This is a genomic window from Pseudomonas sp. S1_G07 (assembly GCF_054668565.1).
Genome location: NZ_CP162778.1, coordinates 3662747 through 3685729 on the forward strand (window position 1 = coordinate 3662747; position 22983 = coordinate 3685729).

General features: G+C 60.2%; 21 protein-coding genes. 9 read left to right on the top strand and 12 right to left on the bottom strand.

Features of this window, described 5'->3' with window-relative positions; translation table 11 throughout:
* Nucleotides 1–120 precede the first annotated feature (120 nt).
* The 4 genes from AB4O05_RS16835 to AB4O05_RS16850 all read left to right on the top strand — a co-directional run bounded on the left by AB4O05_RS16835 (nt 121) and on the right by AB4O05_RS16850 (nt 3013).
* Nucleotides 121–837 (top strand): helix-turn-helix transcriptional regulator, encoded by a 717-nt coding sequence (locus AB4O05_RS16835; RefSeq protein ID WP_460136512.1) that lies wholly within the window; start codon nt 121–123, stop codon nt 835–837.
* A 51-nt stretch (nt 838–888) separates the two neighbouring features.
* The gene (locus AB4O05_RS16840; RefSeq protein ID WP_460136511.1) at nt 889–1230 is read left to right on the top strand and encodes a nuclear transport factor 2 family protein; all 342 of its coding nucleotides are present in this window, start codon (nt 889–891) and stop codon (nt 1228–1230) included.
* Nucleotides 1231–1245: 15 nt separating this feature from the next.
* Nucleotides 1246–2349: a cell division protein ZapE gene (zapE, locus tag AB4O05_RS16845; RefSeq protein ID WP_460136510.1), complete on the top strand. Its 1104-nt coding sequence runs from the start codon at nt 1246–1248 to the stop codon at nt 2347–2349.
* A gap of 172 nt (nt 2350–2521) precedes the next feature.
* Nucleotides 2522–3013 (top strand): GNAT family N-acetyltransferase, encoded by a 492-nt coding sequence (locus AB4O05_RS16850; RefSeq protein WP_460136509.1) that lies wholly within the window; start codon nt 2522–2524, stop codon nt 3011–3013.
* A 101-nt stretch (nt 3014–3114) separates the two neighbouring features.
* On the opposite strand, the gene AB4O05_RS16855 is transcribed toward AB4O05_RS16850, so the two are convergent.
* The 3 genes from AB4O05_RS16855 to AB4O05_RS16865 form a co-directional block, all read right to left on the bottom strand.
* Nucleotides 3115–3324: a hypothetical protein gene (locus tag AB4O05_RS16855; RefSeq protein ID WP_460136508.1), complete on the bottom strand. Its 210-nt coding sequence runs from the start codon at nt 3322–3324 to the stop codon at nt 3115–3117.
* Between the two features lie 282 nt (nt 3325–3606).
* A complete protein-coding gene (locus AB4O05_RS16860) occupies nt 3607–5355 on the bottom strand; it encodes a phosphoethanolamine transferase CptA (RefSeq protein WP_460136507.1) in 1749 nt (582 codons plus the stop codon).
* 160 nt (nt 5356–5515) lie between these two features.
* Nucleotides 5516–5695 (bottom strand): DUF6026 family protein, encoded by a 180-nt coding sequence (locus AB4O05_RS16865; RefSeq protein WP_460164754.1) that lies wholly within the window; start codon nt 5693–5695, stop codon nt 5516–5518.
* Between the two features lie 271 nt (nt 5696–5966).
* On the opposite strand from AB4O05_RS16865, the gene gnd reads away from it, so the two are divergent.
* The 3 genes from gnd to AB4O05_RS16880 are packed head-to-tail and all read left to right on the top strand — an operon-like array spanning nt 5967 to nt 9285.
* Nucleotides 5967–6950, top strand: a complete 984-nt coding sequence (gnd, locus tag AB4O05_RS16870; protein ID WP_460136506.1) for a phosphogluconate dehydrogenase (NAD(+)-dependent, decarboxylating) — start codon at nt 5967–5969, stop codon at nt 6948–6950.
* Nucleotides 6947–8464, top strand: coding sequence for a glucose-6-phosphate dehydrogenase (zwf, locus tag AB4O05_RS16875; RefSeq protein WP_460136505.1), 1518 nt, complete (start codon nt 6947–6949; stop codon nt 8462–8464). The genes gnd and zwf overlap by 4 nt, the downstream gene beginning before the upstream one ends.
* A complete protein-coding gene (locus AB4O05_RS16880) occupies nt 8461–9285 on the top strand; it encodes an HAD family hydrolase (RefSeq protein ID WP_460136504.1) in 825 nt (274 codons plus the stop codon). Before zwf ends, AB4O05_RS16880 begins: the two co-directional genes overlap by 4 nt.
* Before the next feature lie 67 nt (nt 9286–9352).
* Here AB4O05_RS16880 and AB4O05_RS16885 read toward each other — a convergent pair whose 3' ends face one another.
* Entirely contained in the window at nt 9353–9613 is a 261-nt protein-coding gene (locus AB4O05_RS16885; protein ID WP_460136503.1) for a hypothetical protein, read from the bottom strand.
* Nucleotides 9614–9956: 343 nt separating this feature from the next.
* Here AB4O05_RS16885 and AB4O05_RS16890 point away from each other — a divergent pair, with 343 nt between their 5' ends.
* Nucleotides 9957–11279, top strand: coding sequence for a sigma-54 dependent transcriptional regulator (locus AB4O05_RS16890; RefSeq protein WP_460136502.1), 1323 nt, complete (start codon nt 9957–9959; stop codon nt 11277–11279).
* Nucleotides 11280–11343: 64 nt separating this feature from the next.
* Here AB4O05_RS16890 and AB4O05_RS16895 read toward each other — a convergent pair whose 3' ends face one another.
* The 7 genes from AB4O05_RS16895 to AB4O05_RS16925 form a co-directional block, all read right to left on the bottom strand.
* Nucleotides 11344–12648, bottom strand: coding sequence for a hypothetical protein (locus AB4O05_RS16895; RefSeq protein ID WP_460136501.1), 1305 nt, complete (start codon nt 12646–12648; stop codon nt 11344–11346).
* A gap of 49 nt (nt 12649–12697) precedes the next feature.
* The gene (locus AB4O05_RS16900) at nt 12698–13441 is read right to left on the bottom strand and encodes a hypothetical protein (protein ID WP_460136500.1); all 744 of its coding nucleotides are present in this window, start codon (nt 13439–13441) and stop codon (nt 12698–12700) included.
* Nucleotides 13442–13479: 38 nt separating this feature from the next.
* Entirely contained in the window at nt 13480–14160 is a 681-nt protein-coding gene (locus AB4O05_RS16905) for a C39 family peptidase (protein WP_460136499.1), read from the bottom strand.
* Nucleotides 14161–14221: 61 nt separating this feature from the next.
* Nucleotides 14222–14971 (bottom strand): hypothetical protein, encoded by a 750-nt coding sequence (locus tag AB4O05_RS16910; protein WP_460136498.1) that lies wholly within the window; start codon nt 14969–14971, stop codon nt 14222–14224.
* Between the two features lie 72 nt (nt 14972–15043).
* Nucleotides 15044–15595, bottom strand: a complete 552-nt coding sequence (locus tag AB4O05_RS16915; RefSeq protein ID WP_460136497.1) for an adhesin — start codon at nt 15593–15595, stop codon at nt 15044–15046.
* A complete protein-coding gene (locus AB4O05_RS16920) occupies nt 15595–16044 on the bottom strand; it encodes a hypothetical protein (protein ID WP_460164755.1) in 450 nt (149 codons plus the stop codon). The genes AB4O05_RS16915 and AB4O05_RS16920 overlap by 1 nt, the downstream gene beginning before the upstream one ends.
* Before the next feature lie 305 nt (nt 16045–16349).
* Entirely contained in the window at nt 16350–17345 is a 996-nt protein-coding gene (locus AB4O05_RS16925) for a FecR family protein (protein WP_460136496.1), read from the bottom strand.
* Between the two features lie 153 nt (nt 17346–17498).
* Here AB4O05_RS16925 and AB4O05_RS16930 point away from each other — a divergent pair, with 153 nt between their 5' ends.
* Nucleotides 17499–17768, top strand: coding sequence for a PepSY domain-containing protein (locus tag AB4O05_RS16930; RefSeq protein ID WP_065910618.1), 270 nt, complete (start codon nt 17499–17501; stop codon nt 17766–17768).
* 22 nt (nt 17769–17790) lie between these two features.
* Here the strand turns inward: AB4O05_RS16930 and AB4O05_RS16935 are convergent, their stop codons facing one another.
* The gene (locus tag AB4O05_RS16935) at nt 17791–22932 is read right to left on the bottom strand and encodes a dermonecrotic toxin domain-containing protein (RefSeq protein ID WP_460136495.1); all 5142 of its coding nucleotides are present in this window, start codon (nt 22930–22932) and stop codon (nt 17791–17793) included.
* Nucleotides 22933–22983 lie beyond the last annotated feature (51 nt).

The window sequence follows — 22983 nt, forward strand, 5'->3', positions numbered from 1 at the left end:
CTGAACGGGCCGTTTTTTTTGCCTTGGATCTGCGTGGGAAAGGCCTTTTTCGCTGCTGACATGTTCTGACAGAGGGCTCTGCTAAGCTGTGGGACTTTTTCCTTGCTCGGCGGGATCAGCGTGTCACGCACCACTCGTTTACTGACCTTGTTGCAGGCCCTGCGGGGCAAGAAACGTCCGGTGACCGCCGCCGTGCTGGCGGCGCAACTGGAGGTATCCGAACGCACGCTGTACCGCGATATTGCCGAGCTGACCGCCCTGGGTGCTCCGATCTTCGGTGAAGCCGGGGTTGGGTACGTGCTGCGCAATGGTTTGTTCTTGCCACCCTTGATGCTCAACGCCGAAGAAACCGAGGCCGTTGTGCTGGGGTTGCGTTATGTGGACCAGCGGGGGGACGAGGTGCTCAGTCGAGCGGCGGCCAACGCGTTGGCGAAGATTGCCGATGTGCTCGACCCGGCCGCCCAGGAAGCCTTGCGCAACCCGACGTTATTACCCGGTCCGCCGGGGTTCGGTTACCCGGAAAACCGCGTGCCGCTCGATGTGTTCCGCGAGGCCATCGGCAACCAGGTCAAGCTGCATATCGACTACGCCGATGCGAGCCAGACCCAGAGCCAACGGCTGATCTGGCCGCTGGCCTTGGGTTTTTTGAACGAGGTGCGGGTGATCGTCGCGTGGTGCGAATTACGCGGCGCCTATCGCACCTTTCGCACCGACCGCGTGGCGAGTGCGCAAGCTCATGGCGAGCGGTATCCGGGAAGGCGCGGTGACTGGCTGCGGGCCTGGCGCAAGCTGATGGAACAGCGTGAATGCGGGCCTTTCACTCCTGACAAAAACTGACACGACCTTGGCTTAGCATGGCGTCATACATCACCAACAAGGAGCTATGCCATGTCCGGAACCCACCCAGAATTGGCCCCGGCCATCGTGGCCTATATCGCTGCGGCCAACACCGGCGACACCTCGGCCGTTGCCCAGTGTTTTGCCGAGGATGCGAACGTCTTCGATGAAGGTCTGCATCAGGTCGGCACCGACGCCATTGCGCGCTGGATGGAAGACACCGGGCGGCGTTACCAGCCGCGTGTCGAAGTGCTCAACGTGCAGCACCGCACCGGCAAAGTGCTGGTCAGCAATGTGGTCTCCGGCAACTTTCCCGGCAGCCCGCTGGAGTTGCGCTACACCTTCCGGCTCAATGAACAAGGCAAGATTTCACGGCTGGATATCTCGCTGTAGGTCATAATCGCGGGCATGACTTTCGACTCGCCTCTCGCAGCCTACCAACACGCCATCGTCCAGCAGGGCTTCGTCGTCGACGATGCCCAGCGCCGGGCGGTGGAAGCCCTGCAACGCTGTCACGATGCCCTGCATCAGGGCGCCGCGCCGATTGCTGGCGTGTACCTGTGGGGGCCGGTGGGGCGTGGCAAAACCTGGTTGATGGACCAGTTCTATCACAGCCTGCGAGTGCCGGCGCGGCGTCAGCATTTTCATCACTTCATGGCATGGGTGCATCAGCGCCTGTTCCAACTCACCGGTACCCCCGACCCGTTGCAGGCGTTGGCGCGGGAACTCAGTCACGCCGTGCGTGTGCTGTGTTTCGACGAGCTGTTTGTCAATGACATTGGCGATGCGATCATCCTGGGGCGGTTGTTCCAGGTGATGTTCGAGGAAGGGGTGGTGATGGTGTGTACCTCCAACCAACCGCCCGAGCAGCTGTATGCCGATGGCTTCAACCGGGAACGCTTCCTGCCCGGCATTGCTGCGATCAAGCAGCACATGCAGGTGGTGGCGGTAGACGGTGGTGAGGATCACCGCCTGCACCCCGGCATTGGCCTGCAGCGCTACTGGGTGAATCAACCCGAGGCGCTGGCGGCGGTGTTCACGCAGTTGGCCGCGGGGCAGGAGGTGCACAGCGGGCCCGTCAGCGTTGGCCATCGCTCTATCCTGTCGGTGCGGTGCAGTGACAGGGTGCTCTGGTGCCGCTATGCCGACCTGTGCGAGCAGCCGCTGGCGGCGATGGATTTCATGCTGCTGTGCGATCGTTTCAAGGCGATTTTGCTGGGCGAAGTCCCCGACCTGAGTGCGCAGCAGCGCCCAGGCCTGATTGCCCGTGGCACCGAAGACGGCGCCGAGCGGGTGGTGGCCGGCGATCGAGAATTACCTCGGCTGTCGGTGCACGATGACAGCGTGCGTCGCTTTATTGCCCTGGTGGACGAGTGCTACGACCGCAAGGTGCCGCTGTTCATCGAGGCCCAGGTGCCCTTGGAGCGCTTGTATACCGAGGGTTACCTGGAGTTTGCGTTCCGACGCACCCTGAGCCGCTTGCAGGAAATGCAGTTGCAGCGTTTTGGCTGAGTGTTGTACGAAAAAAACACCGAACGGGCGTCTGGCATTTTTTGATCCGCATAACCTTCGCGCTTTCGGGCAGACATTTGTCGTTAATCGCCTTCATCTGCTGCCGGCTCCATGCTTACAATCGTGCCCTCAAAGGGAGCCGATTCCCTTGTTGTCGTGATCGAGGAAGGCGATGGAAACCCCAGATATCCTGGTGCTGCAAGCCAGCTACACCAATCCCGTACATGCCCAGGCCATTGGCCGTGTGCTTAACCATTACGCCGAAGACCCGATGGGCGGCGGCCATAGCCTGCCTGCCGATCTACTGGCGCAATTGCCGGCCGAACTGGCCAAGCGCCCCCATGCCTTCAGTGTGCTGGCGTTTGTCGGCGGCGAGCCGGCGGGGCTGGTGAATTGCTTTGAAGGGTTTTCCACCTTCGCCTGCCGGCCTTTGGTGAATATCCACGACGTGGTCGTGATGAATGCGTTTCGCGGCCTGGGGTTGAGCCAGAAGATGCTGCACAAGGTCGAGGAGATCGCTCGCCAGCGTGGCTGCTGCAAGATCACCCTGGAGGTGCTTGAGGGCAATGCGGTCGCCCAGTCGGCGTATCGCAAGTTCGGTTTCGATGATTCGAAGTTTGATCCGGCCCACGGGCGCATGTTGTTCTGGAACAAGGCGCTTTAATAAACGACAGGCAAAAAAAAGGCGCCATTCAATGGCGCCGGTTAAACCTTTGCCATCGGAGCGTAATGGCACAGGGATATTCGGATTAACTAAGTATTAAATTAACTCTCGGGTTGTTCGCCGTCGGCATTGATACGTTTTAATGTCTTGTTGTCGGTCGATGCAGTTTGTTCGGTCGTATCGTGAGTTCGTTCCTGCGTGAAGGCGAAATTTTCATAGAACGCCTTCGAGCGCTCTGCGCCGCCTTCTGCGAAAGCGGCGGCGGAGCTCAGGGTCATCAGGGTTGCAAGCATCAAGGTCGAGAGTTTCATGGCAGTGTTCCCATTAAGAGTGAGCGGCATCCGGTCGCTCCATGATCAGATTCGTGGAGCGACTATGGCGCTGGCTTATTAAGTGGGGGTTAACGTGAGATTGATTGGAAGTTAACAGCTTTATTAACTTGCTGAAGGCGGCTTATAGCCGGCAATCCAAGTAAGTACTGCGCAAGACTCGTTGTCGTCTTTGCGGCTCTCCCGGAGAGGGAGAGCCGTAAAGACCAGGGGAGGGGAGGTACTTCAGGATTAAACCAGAAGAGGGGCGATCGTTGGGAACCCTTACTTCTGTTGGAGCACCACATCTGCCGGGCTGACCGTTTTGGGCTTGATCAGACTGAAGTCGATCAAGGCCTTTTGCGCGCGTATGTAGGGATCGCCGATCAACAGCGGGCGCGGCGTGAAGCGGTCGCTCACGAGGCTTTTGCTGCGGTCCAGTTCGTTAAAGCTCAGCCCGGCCAGGTCGGCCCAGGTATGAATCAACTGCGAGCTGCTGTAAGGGCGTTGCAAGTCGCCGGCAAAATTCCAGTCGTGGCTTTCACGCCATTTCGGCGAGGCATAGGCCATGAACGGAATGGTGTACATCGGCGCCGTCGGCTTGCCTTCGTTGCGACCCAAAGTGGTGTGGCCGGCCGAGTCGAAGACGTCTTCGCCGTGGTCCGACAGGTACAGCAGAAAACCATTGGGATCGGCCTTGGCGTAGTCCTTGATCAGGCTCGACACCACGAAGTCGTTGTACAGCACCGCATTGTCGTAGCTGTTGTAAGTGGGCAATTGAGCGTCGCTGATACCGGCGGGCACACCCTGGCGATCGGTGAATTTGTCGAATGTCGGTGGGTAGCGGTACTGATAGCTCATGTGGGTGCCCAGCAGGTGCACCACGATGAATTTACGCTCGGCGGGGTCGGCCAGGGCCTTGGAGAACGGCGCCAGCACGTCGCCGTCGTATTGGCGGGCGTTCTGGTTGCGGTTGTTGTTGAGGTACACCTGTTCGTCGGCCTGTTCGGAAAAGGTCGTGAGCATGGTGTTGCGCTTGGTCATGGTCTGCTGGTTGGTGATCCAGTAGGTCTTGTAGCCGGCCTGTTTCATCATGCTGACAATCGACGGCGTCTTCAGGTAAAGGTCCGGGTTTTCTTCGTCGGCGAACGTCAGGACCTGTTGCAGCGCTTCGATAGTGTAGGGGCGCGGGGTGATGACGTTGTCGAACACCGCCAGTTGGTCGCGCAGTTTGTCCAGTTCCGGCGTGGTGTTGCGCGGGTAGCCATACAGGCTCATGCGCTGGCGGTTGGTGGACTCGCCGATGACCAGCACCAGGGTCGAAGGCTGCCCGGCCATGCTGTCCTTCAGGCCGGTCAAGGGCGGGATATGGCTGGCGCTTGCGAGCATGCCTTGCATGTTGTCCAGTTGTTCGGTGTAACGGCGGTAGGCAACGATCATCTGCCACGGCACGGCGGGCTCGATGCGGGTTTCGAAGCCATCGATGGCCTGTTCCAGGTTGTCGTTGGTGGCGATCTGCTTGACCAGTGGATAACCGACCACCGCCAGCACGATCGCCGCCGCTGCCAGCATTGCCTGGCCACGGGGTAGATACACCGGGCGCAGGCGCGTCCATAGGAAAATGGCGAGCGCGGTGTGGGCAATGAAGGCCAGCACGATCCACCAGGCGAAATATTGGGTGGCGTACTCGCCGGCTTCAGAGATGTTCGATTCGAACATGATGAAGATGACGCTTTGCGAGAATTCCTGCTGGTAGATGAAGAAATAACCCAGGCTGGCCATGGAGCAGGCCCATAGCACCACGCCGATCAGGGCTGCCAGCAGGCGCGTGCGACGTGGGAACATCAGCATGGGGGCGAGCCACAACGCACTCATGAAGAAGGCTTGGCGGAACCCGCTGAAGCCGGAAGTGCCGCTGAGTTGGATCAGCAGTTGGGTAATACCCGAGAAGTACCAGAAAAACAGAAATAGCCAGCCAAACCCGGCCCAATCAAAGCCTTTCGCAGACTTGGTGCTGCGTTCGAACAGTGCCATCCAGCGCTCCAACCCGGTGATTTTCAGTCGACGCGCAGGGCTGCACGCAACAGAGGCCACCCTTGCATGGGGCGGCCCTTGGGGGCGGGAGTATCGTGAAGAGCATGTGAAAACTTTGTGAGATTTTTGTAGCCGTTATCTTACAAAGCGGTGACCGGGTTCAGCAGAGCGCCGGTTGCGCACCAGCAGGCTGGTCCAACTGGGCTTGAATGATATGAGCGCGCAGGCGCATGACTTCCTGTTGCAACTGTTCGTGTTCGTCTTTCAACTGGCGCAATTCATCACGACGAATAGTGACGTAGAGGGTCTGTGGCGGACGTGTCATCTGTGCAGTGGTCATTGCTTGCCTCGCAAATAGCCGGTGTGTCGCGGTGTGCCAGAACGCTTGAGTCGAGGTTCTCGGCATCAGTCACCGGCAATTCTGAATTCTTTTCTGCGGCAATGGAACTTTTATATTTTTCGCGGTCGTGTGACTTTCACTGCAGTGATGGTGAAATAGTGGCTATTTTTTTGTTATGAAACTAGGTGGATCCGCTCTGGACTAACCCTCATTAGCCTCATTGCGCTATAAACTATGTCACACATTTTTTAGTAGTTAGGAGCATCAGCACATGCAACTGGGGATTATCGGACTAGGCCGCATGGGCGGGAATATTGCACGGCGCCTGATGCTCAATGGGCATACCACCGTTGTCTACGACCGTAATGAAGCATTTGTCAAAGGCTTGAGCGAGGAGGGCGCCACTGGCGTCGCCGACTTGAAAGCCCTGGTTGCCGGGTTGCACAAGCCCCGCGCCGTGTGGGTGATGTTGCCGGCGGGCGATCCCACCGAAAACACCATCAATGAACTGAGTGAACTGCTGGAAGACGGTGATGTGATCATCGACGGCGGCAACACCCACTACAAGGATGACGTACGCCGCGCCAAGACCTTGTCGGAAAAAGGCCTGCATTACGTCGACGTCGGTACGTCCGGCGGCGTATGGGGCCTGGAGCGCGGCTACTGCATGATGATCGGTGGCGACGCCGAAACCGTACAGCGCCTCGACCCGATTTTCGCCAGCCTGGCCCCCGGCCTGGGCAGCATCCCGCGCACCAGGGATCGTTCCGCCGATGCCGACCCGCGCGCCGAACAGGGCTACATCCACGCAGGCCCGGCGGGTTCCGGGCATTTCGTCAAGATGATCCACAACGGCATCGAGTACGGAATGATGCAGGCATTTGCCGAAGGTTTTGACATCCTCAAGACCAAGAACTCGGAAAACCTGCCGGAAGATCAGCGCTTTGACCTGAACGTGGCCGATATCGCCGAAGTCTGGCGCCGTGGCAGCGTGGTCTCGTCCTGGCTGTTGGACCTGACCGCCGATGCCCTGGCCACCGACCCGAAACTCGACGGCTATTCAGGCTCCGTGGCCGACAGTGGCGAAGGCCGCTGGACCATCGAAGCCGCCATGGAACAGGCGGTGCCGGTACCGGTACTGTCCACTTCGTTGTTTGCGCGTTTCCGTTCGCGCCAGCAGAGCACCTACGGTGACAAGATGCTATCTGCCATGCGCTTCGGCTTTGGTGGTCATGTGGAGACTGCCAAAAAATGACCGGTAAGAAGCTCAAGGCCGAACCTGCTCCATCCACCACGCTGTTTCTGTTTGGCGCCCATGGCGACCTGGTCAAGCGCCTGTTGATGCCGGCGCTGTACAACCTCAGTCGGGATGGCTTGCTGGGCGACGGCTTGCGCATCGTCGGCGTGGATCACAACGCCATCAGCGATGCCGACTTTGCCAAGAAACTCGAGGACTTCATCCGCACCGAAGCCGCCAGCAAGGTCAAGGGCAATGCGGATAACGCCCTCGACCCGCAATTGTGGGCGAAGTTGGCCAAGGGCATCAGCTACGTCGAGGGCGATTTTCTCGACGACAGCACCTATGCCGACATCGGCAGGAAGATCGCCGAAAGCGGCTCCGGCAATGCGATGTTCTACCTGGCCACGGCACCGCGCTTCTTCAGTGACGTGGTTCAGCGCCTGGGCAATGCGGGCTTGCTGACGGAAACCGACGACAGTTTCCGCCGCGTGGTGATCGAAAAACCCTTTGGTTCCGACCTGGCCACCGCCGAAGCGCTGAACGCCTGTCTGCTCAAGGTGATGAGCGAAAAGCAGATCTATCGCATCGACCATTATCTGGGCAAGGAAACGGTACAGAACATCCTGATCAGCCGTTTCTCCAACGTGCTGTTCGAGGCGTTCTGGAACAACCATTACATTGACCACGTGCAGATCACCGCCGCCGAAACCGTCGGCGTGGAGACCCGGGGCAATTTCTTCGAAAAAACCGGCACCCTGCGCGACATGGTGCCCAACCACCTGTTCCAGTTGCTGGCGATGGTGGCCATGGAGCCGCCAGCCGCGTTTGGCGCCGATGCGGTGCGTGGCGAAAAGGCCAAGGTGATCGGTGCGGTACGCCCCTGGTCGCTGGAGGAGGCGCGGGCCAATTCGGTACGGGGTCAATACACCGCCGGCGAAATCGGTGGCAAGGCATTGCCGGGTTACCGCGAGGAGGCCAACGTCGCGCCCGACAGCAGCACCGAAACCTTCGTGGCGCTCAAGGTGATGATCGACAACTGGCGCTGGGTCGGCGTGCCGTTCTACCTGCGCACCGGCAAGCGCATGAGCATTCGCGACACCGAGATCGTGATCTGCTTCAAGCCCGCGCCTTATTCGCAGTTTCGCGACACAGAGGTGGATGAACTCCAGCCCACCTACCTGAAAATCCAGATCCAGCCCAACGAAGGCATGTGGTTCGATCTGCTGGCGAAAAGGCCGGGGCCGACCCTGGACATGGCCAACATCGAGTTGGGGTTTGCCTACAAGGACTTCTTCGAGATGCAGCCGTCGACCGGGTACGAAACCCTGATCTACGATTGCATGACCGGCGACCAGACCCTGTTCCAGCGTGCCGACAACATCGAGAACGGCTGGCGCGCGGTGCAGCCCTTTCTGGATGCCTGGCAGGAGGACAACGGAATCCAGGCCTATAAGGCCGGCGAGGACGGCCCGGCGGCGGCCGACGCATTGCTGGCCCGCGATGGCCGTGCCTGGCACACCCTCGGATGAGTGATGCCGCGATTCATCCCATCCGTTTTATCCTCAGCGATGTGGACGGCACATTGCTGCACCCCGATCACCGTCTCAGCCAGCGCACTGCCGATGCGGTGCGCGGTCTGCGTGAGGCGGGTGTGTTGTTCAGCCTGGCCAGCGGTCGACCGCCCAAGGCCATGCTGCATCTGATCGAGACATTTGGCATCGACGTGCCAGTGGCGGGTTTCAACGGCGGTACGTTGATCCACCCGGATGGCAGCATCCTGGTGGCCCACCATCTGCCGGCGGAAGCGGCGCTGATCGCGTTGGCGCTGTTCTCGGCCGAGCCGGACGTGGAGGTGTGGGTGTTTGCCGACGGCGACTGGCTGCGCCGCGACTCGCCAGGGCCGATGGAGCCGCGCGAAGCCCACGGTTTGGGCTATGGGCCGGTGGTTGTGGAGAGTTTCGAGCCGTACCTGGACCGAGTCGACAAGATCGTCGCCGCCAGTCAAAACACGCAATTGCTGGTGGAGCTGGAAGCACGGCTGCAGCCCAAGGTTCAGGGGCTGGCCCAGGTGTCGCGTTCGCAACCGGTCTATCTGGATGTGACGGCCATGCTGGCCAATAAGGGCGAAGCTTTGAAGACCCTGGCGGAGTATCTGGGGGTACCGCTTGAGCAAACCGCGGCAATGGGAGATGGCGGCAATGACCCGGCAATGTTTCACGTGGCCGGATGGTCGATTGCCATGGGCCAGGCCGAAGAAATCGTCAAGCGCCAGGCCGATGTGGTGACAGGCAGTAATATCGAGGATGGCGCGGCGCAAGCGATCGAACGGTTTCTGCTCGCGGCGCGATAAGCATCTTTAGTTGTAGCGCTCAACTTCCGATCATTGTTTTGCAATGATCGGAAGTTAACCCATCGACTTACTTCGGCATGGCCCAGGACTGTAGCTGGTAGCCATCTTTGTCGAGCTCGGCGCGCGCTTGCAACAGCAAGTCTTCCAATTGCGCCGGGTCGGTATAGGTCTTCGACGACAACTGTTTACGCCCGATACGGGTATTGGTGCGGTCGATGACGCTCAGGCTCAGGGCGCCGTTGCCATCGTGCCAGGCCACGCATTGAAAGGGCTGGAAAGCACGGTCTGCGATCAAAAGAGCTTCGTTGATGCGGAGCGGGGCGTTCATGTGGGTCTCTCTCTAAATGCCCATTCAAGTGAGCACCGGCGGTTGGGCGGACCGTGCGGTGGGTTACTTGTACTGATGCACGATGACGGGGTACGGGTCACATGTTAGAGCAACAAATTTCAACTTTCCGTGATTAAAGTCATGTAAGCAGCTGTTTTGAAAGCTGAATGAACCTTGCGCCGTTGCCTGGTTTTTACACTGTCAACACAGAGAGATGGCTTTTTGCCCGCACTTATAGCGAAACGATACAAGTCGAGTGTCAATATCTTGCTATGGTTATCAGCAGCCGTCACAAACTGTTGTTTCTAAATAACTTTGACAAATTTGACGCCAAGGATCAGTCATGGGTGTGCCCCTCGTCCAACGTCGTTTGCTGGTGGTTGACCCCTGTGACGATTGTCACGACTTGCTGCCCGGTTTACGCACGGCGGGGTGGGCGGTGGACAGCTGTGCGCTGGAGGCGGTGGGCGAGCGCTCCTGCGATGTCGGCCTGTTGCGCGTGCAGCCCTATCACCTGGAGCGACCCGAGGCGGTCAAGGAGCTGATCAGCCGCAGCGGCACCGAGTGGATCGCCGTGCTCGACCAGGATGTGCTGCGCCTGCAGAACGTCGGTGACTTCGTCTGTGAGTGGTTTTTCGACTTCCATACCTTGCCATTCGATGTGGCGCGTGTGCAGGTGACCCTGGGCCGTGCGTTTGGCATGGCGCGCCTGCGCAGCAAGGGCCACACTCCGGTGGATGAGGGGCATGAACTGCTGGGTGACAGCCGGCCCATTCGTGAGCTGCGTAAATTATTGTCGAAGCTGGCGCCCACCGAATCCCCGGTGTTGATTCGCGGCGACAGCGGCACCGGCAAGGAACTGGTGGCCAAGACTTTGCACCGCCAGTCCCAGCGCCACGCCAAGCCATTCGTGGCAATCAACTGCGGGGCTATCCCTGAACACCTGATCCAGTCCGAATTGTTCGGCCATGAAAAGGGCGCGTTTACCGGCGCGCACCAGCGCAAGATCGGGCGCATCGAGGCCGCCAACGGCGGCACCCTGTTCCTGGATGAGATCGGCGATTTGCCCATGGAGCTGCAAGCCAATCTGCTGCGCTTTCTGCAGGAAAAACAGGTCGAGCGCGTCGGCGGCAGCCAGCCTATCCCCGTGGATGTGCGGGTGCTGGCGGCCACTCACGTCGACCTTGAAGCTGCCGTGGCCAAAGGCACCTTCCGCGAAGACTTGTACTACCGGCTCAACGTGCTGCAGGTGGTCACCGCGCCTTTGCGCGAGCGTCATGGTGATATAGCGATGCTGGCCAACCACTTTTCACGTTTCTACAGCCAGGAAACCGGGCGACGCCCACGCAGTTTCAGCGAAGACGCGCTGGTGGCCATGGGGCAACACCCCTGGCCCGGCAATGTGCGTGAGTTGGCCAACCGCGTGCGCCGGGGCCTGGTGCTTGCCGAAGGGCGGCAGATAGAAGCCGTTGATCTGGGATTGGCGAGTGGGCAGGCAGTTTCGGCGCCAATGGCTACACTGGAAGACTATAAGCACCGCGCCGAACGCCAGGCGCTGTGTGATGTGCTCAACCGGCACAGCGACAACCTGAGTGTCGCGGCCCGTGTACTGGGGGTTTCCCGGCCCACGTTCTACCGGTTGCTGCACAAGCACCAGATCCGCTAGGGCGGGTAAACCGAAAAGCCCCGCAACGACCCTTATCGTTGCGGGGCTTTTCCTTGTGTGCGCTTCAGAAGTAGTAAGGGAATTTCAGGCTGAACGTAAAGTCCGGCGCATCATCCGTCATGCCGATCGCCAGGTTCGGCACGATCGTCAGGTTATCCGAGGCCGCAATCGTCATGCCCACGTTGAAGTAACCGGCGTTGGCATCGCTGGACACCACCGACTGCCAGTCGCCGCCATTGGGCTTGAGCCGGCTTTTGCGTTGTACCAGGTCGGACACCGAGAACGACATGCTCATCTTCTCGTTGAGCGCGAAGGCGACGCCGACGCCGAACTGGAAGCTGTCGCCCAGGCTGACCTTGCCGCCGACCTTCTGGTTGACGTCACTGCTGATGTCGTCAAACGAGTCTTCGAAGTTGTGGGTGTAGGACAGCGAGCCAAACAACACCGCCGGGTCGAAGGTCTTGACCAGGGAAATGCCCGGGGTGACCGACCAGACGCCATTGCCGGTGGGCAGGCTTTCCGGCACGAACAGGTTGTCGTTGCCCGGTGTTTTGATCAGCTTGATACCAAACGGTTCTTTGCCCGTAGGCGCCTTGACCCGTACCGACACCACGGCGTCCGGGAGGGTGGGGGTTTCGTCGAGGAACTTGTAGGCCACACCGAAGTTGACGTCGCCGATGGTCGGGTCGCGCGTAACCGATTGCTCCGAGGTCGCCGTGCCGTTGTTGCCGGCGCCGGCCGACTGGTAGGTCGATTCGCGGTACACCACCGGCACGTTCACGTCGAACTGCCAACGGTTGTCGACGTTGTAGCGTCCGGTCAGGTCGAGTGTCCAGTTGTCGGACTTGATCCGGTCCAGGTTGATATTGCCCAGGAAGATCGAGTCCAGTGCCAGGAAGCCGTTGAGGGTCAACTGGCGGGCGTCGTAACGCGCATAGGTGACGCCAGTTTCAAAGCTGAACTTGCCATTGCCGAAAAAGCCACTGGCTTCGTTATAGAGGTTGCTCACGCTTTGCGCGGGGGCCGAGTCGTCCTTGAGGGACTGGCCATACGAACTGCCGCCGCCCCCGGCACCACCGGAGGCCGCGGCCGCGCCCGTGCCTGCGACCGTGGCACCGCTGGCTTTCTGAAAGTCTGCCGGGGATTTGGCCAGGCGCTTGGGCGCCGGGTTCGCCGGTTGGTCTTCGACCTGACGTACGCGTTGCTCCAGCACGGCCAGGGCTTTTTGTTGTACCTCGTATCGCTGCTTGAGTTCCAGGAGTTCCTGTTTGAGGGTTTCGATATCAGCATCTGGCGCGGCATACAGGATGGATGCGGGCAAGAGCGTACTTAAACAAACCACCGCGCGGAGCGATAACGATCGAGGCATGAAATAAGCCGTCCTTTTTCAATGCATGAATGACGAGGGTCAGCGTAGTTCAATAACCGAAAGTGCGTAGGGCCTTGAGTTGATCCAAATTGCAGTTCAACGCTCCGTTATTCAACGCGTTGTTGTTCATCACGACATTGAGCTGGGTCATGTTATTGACGAAATTGGTGTTGCCGGTCAAAACCGTGCCCTGCAGCACATTCCCGCTACCGATCTGCTGCAGGCTGTTGCCCTGGTTGTGGTTGGCCTGGATCGCCATCTGCAAGCCGCCATTGTTGGCCGACACGCTCACACGGCCTGCCGCGCTGTCGCCGGTTACGGTGCCGCCGGCCACCAGCACTTGCCCCGATTGCGCGAGGTTGGCGGGGGCAAGGCCGTTCTCGACGGTGATCCCTACGTTGTTATAAGCGGTGTTGCCATCGCCGGCGGTGCGCACGCTTTGCGTCACGCCTTGGCCGCTGCCCAGGCCGGCGCCGCCGGTGACCGTGCCGGTACCGGTGTTCGGGTTCGTACCGTTGCCGCTCGATCCGGTGGTTTGCACATAGAACTGCGGGGTGATGGTCGAGGAGTCGACCTGCATGCTGGCCTTGCCCGTGATGGAGTCGCCCACGGCATTGGTCCAGGTGCTGCTCATGACAATGCCGAAGCTGATGATGCGTCCTGGCATGACGTAACGGCCGCGCAGATCGGCCATTTCCGAATCCTTGAGTTCAATCGGTTTGAATGCCGATGAAGCATAAGCGGGCATCGAGGCTGCCAGACACATGACCGTCAGCCAACGGGAGGTGTTCATCTTCTGCTCCTGGAGCTTCCTGCCCCTTATTGCGCTTCTTAGAAGAAGTCGCTCTGGATGAAACCGAAATCCATCAGCTCGGCATCGCCTACGGGCCTGAACTCATTCATCTGGCTCTTGGCGGTCAGCGGAGCGGGCGGGTCGAGCAAGACATTGGCCTTGTCGTAACCCTCACCCAGCACGGCGAAAACGATGCCATTCCAGCCCTTGACGAAGTCGTCATGCGAATAGCGCTTGTGGCCCAGCACCGGGTCGCCGATATAGACCCAGTCCTTGTCGGCGCGCTGCATCACCACGAAGTGCTTGTAGCCACGAATTTCCAGCAGCACCACCACGGGGATTTTTACGGTGACCAGGGTCTCTGCCCCGATCTTGTAGCCCCGGGCACGCATGCCGATGCTTTCGAGGTAACGCTTCATGTCCAGCATGGAAAAGCCCTGGGTTCGCACCAGATCCTGGTCAGCGGTGACCAGCATGCCTTTGATGATGTGATCTTCGTCGACGTCCAGCCAGTAGGCTTGGCGCAGGATGGTCGCGAGTGCCGCGGCACCGCAGCTGAAATCGGTTTTCTGTTCCACCAGGTTGGCGAACCGGCGTTCACGGATGCTCTCGACCTTCTTGAAGATCACCGCACCGCCAGGCATGGCGGAGATCGCCATGGTGCCTGCCCACGCGGGGCCGGTGAGCAACATCAGGAGGGTGAGGGTCGCGAGGCGCATGATCGTATGACCTGCTGGACACGGGAATAAAAAAGGGCCTTGTTGCCAAGGCCCCGTTGGATCAGAAGCGCACGCCGCTGGCGCAGACGGTGCAACCTTGACCGATCGACAGGCTGTTGCTGCCTTGGTTGCCCGAGCCGGATTGCAGGTTCACACCTACGTTGCCGGAGTTGCGGTTAACCGAGTTGTCGAGGCTGGAGTTGTTGGACACGTACTGAGCGTTGCCGCCATGGCCATAGCCATAGCCATGGCTGGTAGCGGCTGCGTTCAGGTAGCTGTTGCCCAGCGAGTTTTGCTCGGTGTTGGCGGCGGCGGCGATGTTTTTACCATCGGCGGTCACGATAGCCAGGTTGTTTTTACCCTGGTTGCCTTGACCGGCCTGGCCGTTGTAACCCAGGTTGCCGGAGTTGCCGTTAATCGAGCTATCCAGGGAAGCGTTGTTTTGCGTGCCTTTGTTGACGAAGCTGTTCAGCCCGCTGTTCTGGTTCACCTGGACCATAGCGAATACGTCCTCCGCATCGCTTTTGGCGCTGGTGATGGCGGCAGAGTTGTCGGCTTCGTTGCCACTGCCGGCTTGAACGTTAACCCCGGTGTTACCGCTGTTGCCGTTGACCGAGTTATCGGCCGAAGCGTTGTTTTTGGTGTTGGTGTCGTCGAACTTGTTGACTGCGCTGTTTTGCACATCCGTCACGACAGCGGCAATGGTGCCGGTGGGTTTAGGCTCAGGGTGCCAGCCATTTGCTTGAGCAGCGGCAGCCATGAGCGCGGCCAGAGCGAAAACCATTGGTTTGAGAGCCATTTGAGGTTTCATGGTGTTTCTCCTTGCTTCTAATAGTGGGTTAAGTGTTGGTACGGTCCAGCAAGTGCTACTGCTACCAAGCGGTTACTTGATAGTGATGCCCAGGGTGTTAGCCACTCGGTTCCCCACCCCGGCACTCTGGTTCACCTGAATCACTCCTCGGCTGCCGGTGAAGGCCTGGTCGCTGGTAACGACCTGGCGGCTGCCAGTGGTGGGGGTGAGACCTGAGTCGGCTGCCAGCGTCGTGGTGTTCTGTTGCAACAGGACGCTGTCGTCGATGCTTTGCGGGCCAGGGTTGATACTGATCCGCACCGCATTGATTGATTGGTTATTGGCCCCGGCGGTCTGGTTGATGCCCAGTACACCGTTGCCGCTGGTAAAAGCGTTGCCCTGGATCGCCGCCTTGGCGTTCAGGGACGGGTCGACGTTGCCGTCCAGACGCTGGATATTGACGTTGGTGGCCCGGCCACCCACCGCGATGGAGCGGCTGTTGGACATTTGTTGCTGGTTGCCGGCCGCCTGGTTGATCGACAGGACACCGCCGTACTGTGTGCCGCTGTTGTTGATCACGGCGTTGTCGTCGGCGAAAGCCGGGGCGCTGGCCAGCAGGGCGAGGATGAGCAGTGAGCGCTTCATTATTTGCCCCCCATCATGCTGCCGATGTTATTCAGGGGAGCCATGCCGCGCTGAATCGAGTCGCTGATCTGCCCGCCCATGCTGCTGCCGCTGCCATGACCGGCGGCAGAGCCGGCCCCCAGGGTCGACATGCTGCTTGGGGTGGCATGCAGACCGTTCAAGCTGGAATTGGGTTGAATGGCACGCACGATGCTCGAACCGCTGCTGACACCACCGATGTCGCGGTCACTGAGTTCGCCGGTAACGGCCATGATTTCCTGGCTGGGATTGGCGTTGACCGTGGTGGGGTAGGGGTCCTTGCCGAAGGCCGCACGACCGTACATATGAGCCTGTACGTTGCGGCCTGTCACGATCACGCCGTCGCCTGCAAAGCTCGGCGCACTGATGCCGACGCTGAGTACACAGCTGATCAGCAGTACGTTCATCGAACCTTGAGTGAGTGTGGTCACGGCGGCATTCCCTATTCTTCGCGCTGACCCTAAACAGCGCTGTAAGGGATAGAGCAGAAGCCGTGCCGCTTTTAAATAGTCCTTTTTATTCAATAGGTTGTATTTGCAAGCAGGCAAAATGCCGTCAACGCTGTTTCAGGGCTGATACAGCTGCCGTCCGAGAAACGATTCACCTGACTGTATCAACGCTGTAACAGTCTGCATGACAAAACGATGAACCCGCGCGGCATGGGCGATCCAGGGGACGGCGATGTTAAAAAAATGGACACTATGGGCGCGGCAAGGCCCAAACCCGCAGGCGAGGTTCAGCTTTTGGGGGCTTTACGCGGGATGGCGTTGAGTACGGGGTTGCCGTCCTGGTTCTGGGTCAGGTAGACCGGCAAAACCTTGGGCAAGGAGGGGATGAGGTTGCCGACCTCAGTGATGTTGTAGATACCGCCGATACGAATGGTCCCGGTGCTGGCGTCTGCCAGCATCACCGGTTTGTTCAGGTAGCGGTTGATCAGCGGCAATGCATCGGCCAGGGCCAGGTTGTCGAGGATCAGCTTGCCCTGGCGCCAGGCCAGCGTGCTGTCGTCGGGAGTGAGCGTCCGTACCCGTGGTGTCGCGTCGCCCTGTTGATAGCTGGCCTGCATGCCAGGGGTCAGAGGCACACTGCCGTGAGCCTGATCGCTGGCAATCTGTACCGAACCTTCGACCAGCGTGACCCGTACCTGGTCGTCATATTTCCAGACGTTGAACTGAGTCCCCGTCACCTGCACCTGACCTGCGCCGGCATGCACGATGAACGGATGCGCGCGGTCATGGCTGACCTTGAAAAACGCTTCGCCTTTTTTCAGCGTGACCCGGCGCTCATCCTTGTAACGGCTGTAGACCAGCTCGGTGCCAAGGTTGAGCTCCACTTGGCTGCCGTCACCCAGAGTAATCTGGCGCAACCCTTGAGTGGCTTCGAACCGCTCATAGGAACGTGGCAACCAGCCCGCCTGCCAGCCGGTGAAGGCGGCCAGCGGCAACGCGACCAGGCAGATCGCCGCCGCAACGGCGTAGATGCGCAGTCGGCTGAGGGGTTTGGACACCCTGGCAGCGGCGGTGGGCGCAGGGCGCGGCAGGTGCTCGGCGACGTCCCAGATCTCCAGCATGGCTGCGTATTCAAAGGCGTGCAGCGGGTGGGAGTCGTGCCACTGTTCAAAAGCCTCGCGTTCGTCACGCGTGCAATCACTGGCGTGCAGCCGCATGCACCAATGCGCTGCGGCGTCGGTGATGGCGTCATATTCGGCTTCTGAAACGGACTTTTCGCTCATTAATACATCCTGATTTCGCACATTCTAACCTCCCAACGCAGACGGCGAGAACCGCCGTCATGGCGATTGCATATCAATTGGAACTTATTCTCGTTTGTCAGCACCTAAAAATCTCAGGACAAGCGTCCGTGATTCCCACAATGGAGTACTGACATGCTGAAAAAAACCTTAGTCGCCCTATGTGCAACCTCCGCCCTGCTCAGTGCCGGTGCCGCCTTGGCTGACAAGCCAGGCGCAGGCTGGATCCCCATCGAAAAAGCCATTGAAGTGGCCAAGACCAAAGGCGGTTACGTCGAGGTCTATGCGGCCGAAGCCGACGACAACGGTTATTGGGAAGTCAAAGGGCGCAAGTCCGACGGCACCGTGTACGAAGCCCGCATCGACGGCGCTTCCGGCAACATCCTGCGCGATCAGAAAGACTGATTTGCCCTCGCCGGGAGCCTGTTCAGGCTCCCGCATCCAGTTCCCGTCCCAGTTGGCTGATCATGTAGGCCACCGAATCGGCGTTGGCCAGGATGGTGTCGATACGCTTGTCGCTGTTGCCCATGAACATCGCCCGGGCGTCATCAAGGTTGCGTGTACCGGTGGTACTCAAGACCTTCTGCTTGAGTGGTTTTTCGAAGTCCTCCCACTCTTGTGTGAACTCGTCCCACGTCTTGAACAGCATCGTCACCGGCGTGCTGAGGGACAGCGCGTTTTCGCGCAAGTCGTTCAAGTCGGTCTTCATCAACCTGGCACCGCTGATATTGACGTTAATCAGGTCCGGAAACGGCCGCATGCTGTCCAGGTAAGCCAGGTCCTCGGTGGAGGATTTGAGGTGGGTGATCTCGTGAATCAACACGGTCGCCCGTGCATGGGCCGAGAGATTGAACGGAATGTTCAGGCGGTTCTGATAGATGTCCATGGGCGGGTCGAAGAAGCGGTCCAGCAGGTAGATCTTGAGGTCGGCATCTTCCGGCAGGATGAAGGCATAGGTGTCCTGCGCGCAGTGGCGATGGGTGCCACAGACAAAGCGCATGGAGTCGGGGCCGATCAGGGTGTGGTTGACCAACTCATTGAGCACTTCATCGACGCGTCGCTCAATGCGTTGCACCTGTTCGGGCGTCAGGCTGACGACGCCGAACAACTCGCTTAAAAACCGCCCGAGTCGGCTGTCGAGTCGGCGCAATGCGGCGAAGTGCAGGAGGTTGCGTTTGCAGGTAACCGTGTAGTACGTCGCGACGTTGAGCGCCTCGTCAATGCACTGGGCTTTCCAGCTCGACAATGCGGCTATTTCACGCATGCCCACGGCTTCGATATTGAGGGCCAGGCGTTCGGCCTCCCGCGTCCTGAGCCTGTCGACGTGGCGACTCAAGGTCTTGCCAAAGCGCGGGTGATGGCGGTCGAGGTCCAGCACCCATTCTCCCCGGGCGTTGCGCTGGACATAGGGGCCATGCTGTTCACCCTGGCTCAAGCGCCAATGGTCACCGGCTTTTTTGACCGCATACACCTTACCCGCCAGGGGTACAAAACTGCGGGTGGTGGCCTCATCCCGGTAAACGTGGGTCAGTGCGCTCTGCTGTAAATCTTCCAGTGCCGTCTCGTGGTCTTCAAACGCTTGCAGCCGGGTGCGTTGCGATGCCGTCAGATGCAGGTCCGCCAGCGACGGGGCGGCGGGTTGAGGGGCTTGCAACCATTGCTCCAGGGGGGCGGGTTCTTCCGGCGGCGGGGTCTGGGGCAGGAGCCTGTCCAGCTCGGTGCGCAGGGAGGCGAGTTCGGCCACGCCACTGGCAAAGGTTTTCAGCGCGTCTTGCCAGCGGTGTTGCTGCAGGTCCTCGGCGGAACGCTTGAACAGTGCGTAGCTGCGCCACACCACCAGCGGATAGGTCAGCTTGCCGGCGATAAACTGCAAGCCTTTGGGAATCCCTTGGGTGAACAGGCTGGTGACCGCGTCCCAGTGTGCCTTGCCCGACCGTTCAAACTGGCTGGCCAGCATCTGCGACAGCATGTCTGAATTATCCTGGAACAGCTGTTTGAGCAGGTTGCCGGAAATGGGCGAGCGGCCGAGACGGATCTCCGCCAGCCCGCGGTGCCAGCGCTGGCCCAGCAAGTTGCGGTAAGTGGCTTGATGCGAGACTGCCAATTGGCCCAAGACCCACTCCTGTAGCGCGCCGGGAGTGGTGAACTCATGGAGCAACGCTGTTTCATCGGCGTACTCCTTCAATAAGTGCGTGGGGCTGTACGGTGCGAACAGCACAAGGGGGCCGGACGTCCCCGCCGTCGGGCCGATCAGGTAGCAACCCAGGGCCTTGGCCAACGTTGCGCCCTGGGTGGCAATCAGTTCAAGAGGGCGAATCATCGCCGATGCGCTCTGCACGGCCGCGCGCGCCAGGGCATCGGGCATATCGAAGACTTGCTGGATAACGCCCCAGGCCGACGCGGACAGCCGCTCCTCGAGCGTGTGCTCATGGGCGTATTGCAGCAATTGCCAGGGCAACTGCCGGCAGAACAGTCGGCGGCGTTCGCGGGTGTCTTCGCTCTGGCCGCCGAGGTGAGTGGCCAGCCGTTGCTGGTACAGGTTTTTCAAATCCAGTTGCCGAACCAACTGCACGACGGCACTGCCGTCCAGTGCTGCCGGTAACGGGGTGGCGGTACGCGAGCGAGGCCGGATGTCGTCGGCACATAACTCAGGCAGGTGGCGCAGGGCGAAATCAACCAGGCTCTGGGTGTTGCCCTCCAGGTCAATGCGGCCGGGGATCAGGACGTTGTCCGGCGCGATCACCTCGCCGGGAAAACGAGCATTGAGCAGGCGCGAGAGGCTGCTCACGACCTGCGCGCGCATGGGCGTGATGCTGTGCAGGTAGTCACGCTCGTCCGGTGCGCTGAGGCGGTACTGCTCCAGCAGTTCGGCGTGCAGGATCTGCTCATGGGGACGCGCCATGCCCAGCCAGGCCGGCAGTGCCTGTTGGTTGATCGTCGCACGCGCCATGGCAATCGACCTGGGCACATTGGAAGGCGCGGCGCGACCGATCAGGCTGTCCATGCAGTCCTGAAAGCGCGTGGCGTTCAGTCCTATCGAGAACACATGGTCAATTTCGTCACGGATGAAGTCGCTGAAGCTCTGCTGGCGGTCATGCAGCAGGTGGTCGTCGATGCGTTGCAGTGGGCCAAGTCCACAAGGTTGATGGGGAACGCGTTTGGAGAGGGGCAGGTTCTCCATCAGGACCAGGCGCTCCAGGGGATCCTGCAGGCGTTGTTCCAGTGCCGAGCGCAAGACCTCGATCGACGTAAATGCCTCGTAGCCGCGACGGGGCGTCCACAGCAGTGCCGCGCCTGAGTTGTCGGGGTCCAGGCCGCCGCGTTCGGTCAGCACGAAACAATTGGCCAGGGGGTGGGTCGCGGAGCCGACCGTGAGGGTCAGGCCAAAGGCATCCGCTATAAAACCGTTGAGGCCATGGCGGTTCAGTCGGGTCATGCTGTCGGCGTGCAGCACACTGTCCAGCAGCGCAACGGCCCGCGACGGCAGGCTCTTGTCCAACCGCCTCAGTTCCATCTCGCCGCGCAACCCTTGCAACATCCCGTGGCCCTGGTGCGTCTGGTTATGGTGCAGGAGCAGGTGGGGCAGGGTGCGCAGATCGTTTTGCGCAAAAGTGGGCAGGACCTGCTCGATGGCCGCATTGAAGCTGTCGGTTGTGAGGTTGTGCAGTTGGTACGCGGCGCCTGCGTTGCGCGGGCCATAGAACCATGCCTGGGGCGAGTCGGTCAGTGCCTCGGCTTGCCGCCCCAGGCGAGCGATGAAGTGCTCGACCATGCTCAAGGACGTCTCGGGCAGGCGTTGTTCGCGTTCGCTGGCCTGGGTGGCGTAGGTGTTGACGTAGACCTCGTCGGCTTTGAGCCCCAGTTGCCTTCTGGTCAGTTCAGCATCCAATGCATGCGCGACCAGGGCACGCAGGGTCGGGTATTGGCGGCGTTCCAGCGCCATGGCGGCGTCCACCGCTTGCAGCCGCTGCACGTGCAGCTTGGCTTTTTCCGCCTGCACTGTGGAGGGGCGTCCGTTGGCGCTGGTGATCGGGTGCACGCTCCAGCGCCCTTCAGCTTCTTGCTCCAGCAGACGACTGTCGAGCATCGCGCGTACGTCCAGCGCGCTGTCGAGCAGCGCGGCCAGGTCGATGCCGCCGGCGCTGCGCCGATACAGGCTCAGTGCATGCTCCAGGTTGTCGAATTGCTTGGCGACAATGTCCTCGAGCATTTCCTGGAATACATCGCCGACCACCGCATGCCCGGTGACCTGTATGGCGTCCATGGCGATAAACACACTGCGCTCTTCCAGCGAGAGGAAATTGAGCAGTTCGTCTTCATGGCCGGCGGTTTTCAGCATCGCCAGCAGCGTATCGTTGAGGTCCTTGAGGTTCTGGAGTACCTGCAAACCGCTTGATTGGGTGTAGAGATAGGCGTGGGTATTGCTGATCATCAGGGTACTGGCCAGGTCGACGTAGTGCTGGAACGGCGCATGGATGCGTATTTTTTCGATGCTCATGTGGCTGGCGAAAGCGCGACGCGCGGCCTGGTCCGGCAGGAACAGGGCCTGCAGGTTTTGACGCTCATCGGTGGTCAGGACCCTGTCCTGGTGTTTGAGCAGCAGGTCGGCGCGGAACTTGTCGCTCATGACCCGGGCGAAGAACCCCAGGCGTGACTGGCCGCCGTTGAAGTCCTCGTTCCAGTAAGTCTGCAGCAGGCTGTTCAATAACCTCGACAGCGTGCCACTGGTTTGTTCGATCACGTTATCCCAGCGTTGCTGGTCCTGGTCGAGTTGTTCCTGGGTAAAACTGCTGGTGTCATGGGCGGGGTTGGAAAACGTGTGAGTCTGATCCACCGACCACGCGTGCTTGATATAAAACTTCAGCAACGCATCGCGCAAGGGTTCGGATGCCAGCCAGCGGCGGTTTTCCCCAGCCAGCGTGTGGCTGAAAAAATTCACCCGCGTATCGCGCTGGTCCAGGCCCGGAAAGTAAGGGCGCGCCATGATGGCGAGCAGGGTGTCGAGCATCCAGCGCAGGCTGGGAAGCTTGCGCAACTCACTGAGCATCGCCGCCACGTTTTTTTGCTGGGCGGCGCGAATGCTGTGCTCCTGGTCCGCCATCACCGCGCCAGGGATCAGGGCGGTGGACAGCGTCAGTGGCGTCGGGGTCGATAGCGCGTCGCGCTCGAGGATCGATACGAATTGCAGCAAGTCACTGCGTTGGCGCGGCTGTTCCAGGCGTTCGGCCACTTCGCTGAGCAGCGCGGCGTGGCTGTCGAACAGCTCCAGGCCGGCATAAGGGGTGTAGAGCAGCGCCTTTTGACTGTCGGGTGTTGGGCTCATCACGAAGGCGCCGGCCAGCGGGGTCGCAGGTTCGCCGTTGTGGTTGACCAGCAGCCGCTCCACCCGCATGGGGTACCCGTGCAGTGCCCGGTCCTGGCGGGCAGTGTCGGTGGCGTAATACAGCGTGTGCAGCCATTCCAGATCCTTGAGCGTGAACCCCAGCGCAAGCTCGCGTGGGGTGGGTTCCTTACGTTTGAGGGGTTGCAGGAATTCATCGAAAAAGTAGGGCGGGGTGACGTTGGCCATGGACGCGCTCCATCGAGGTGGTCGTGATGGGGCGCCAAGGTAAGCGGTGTT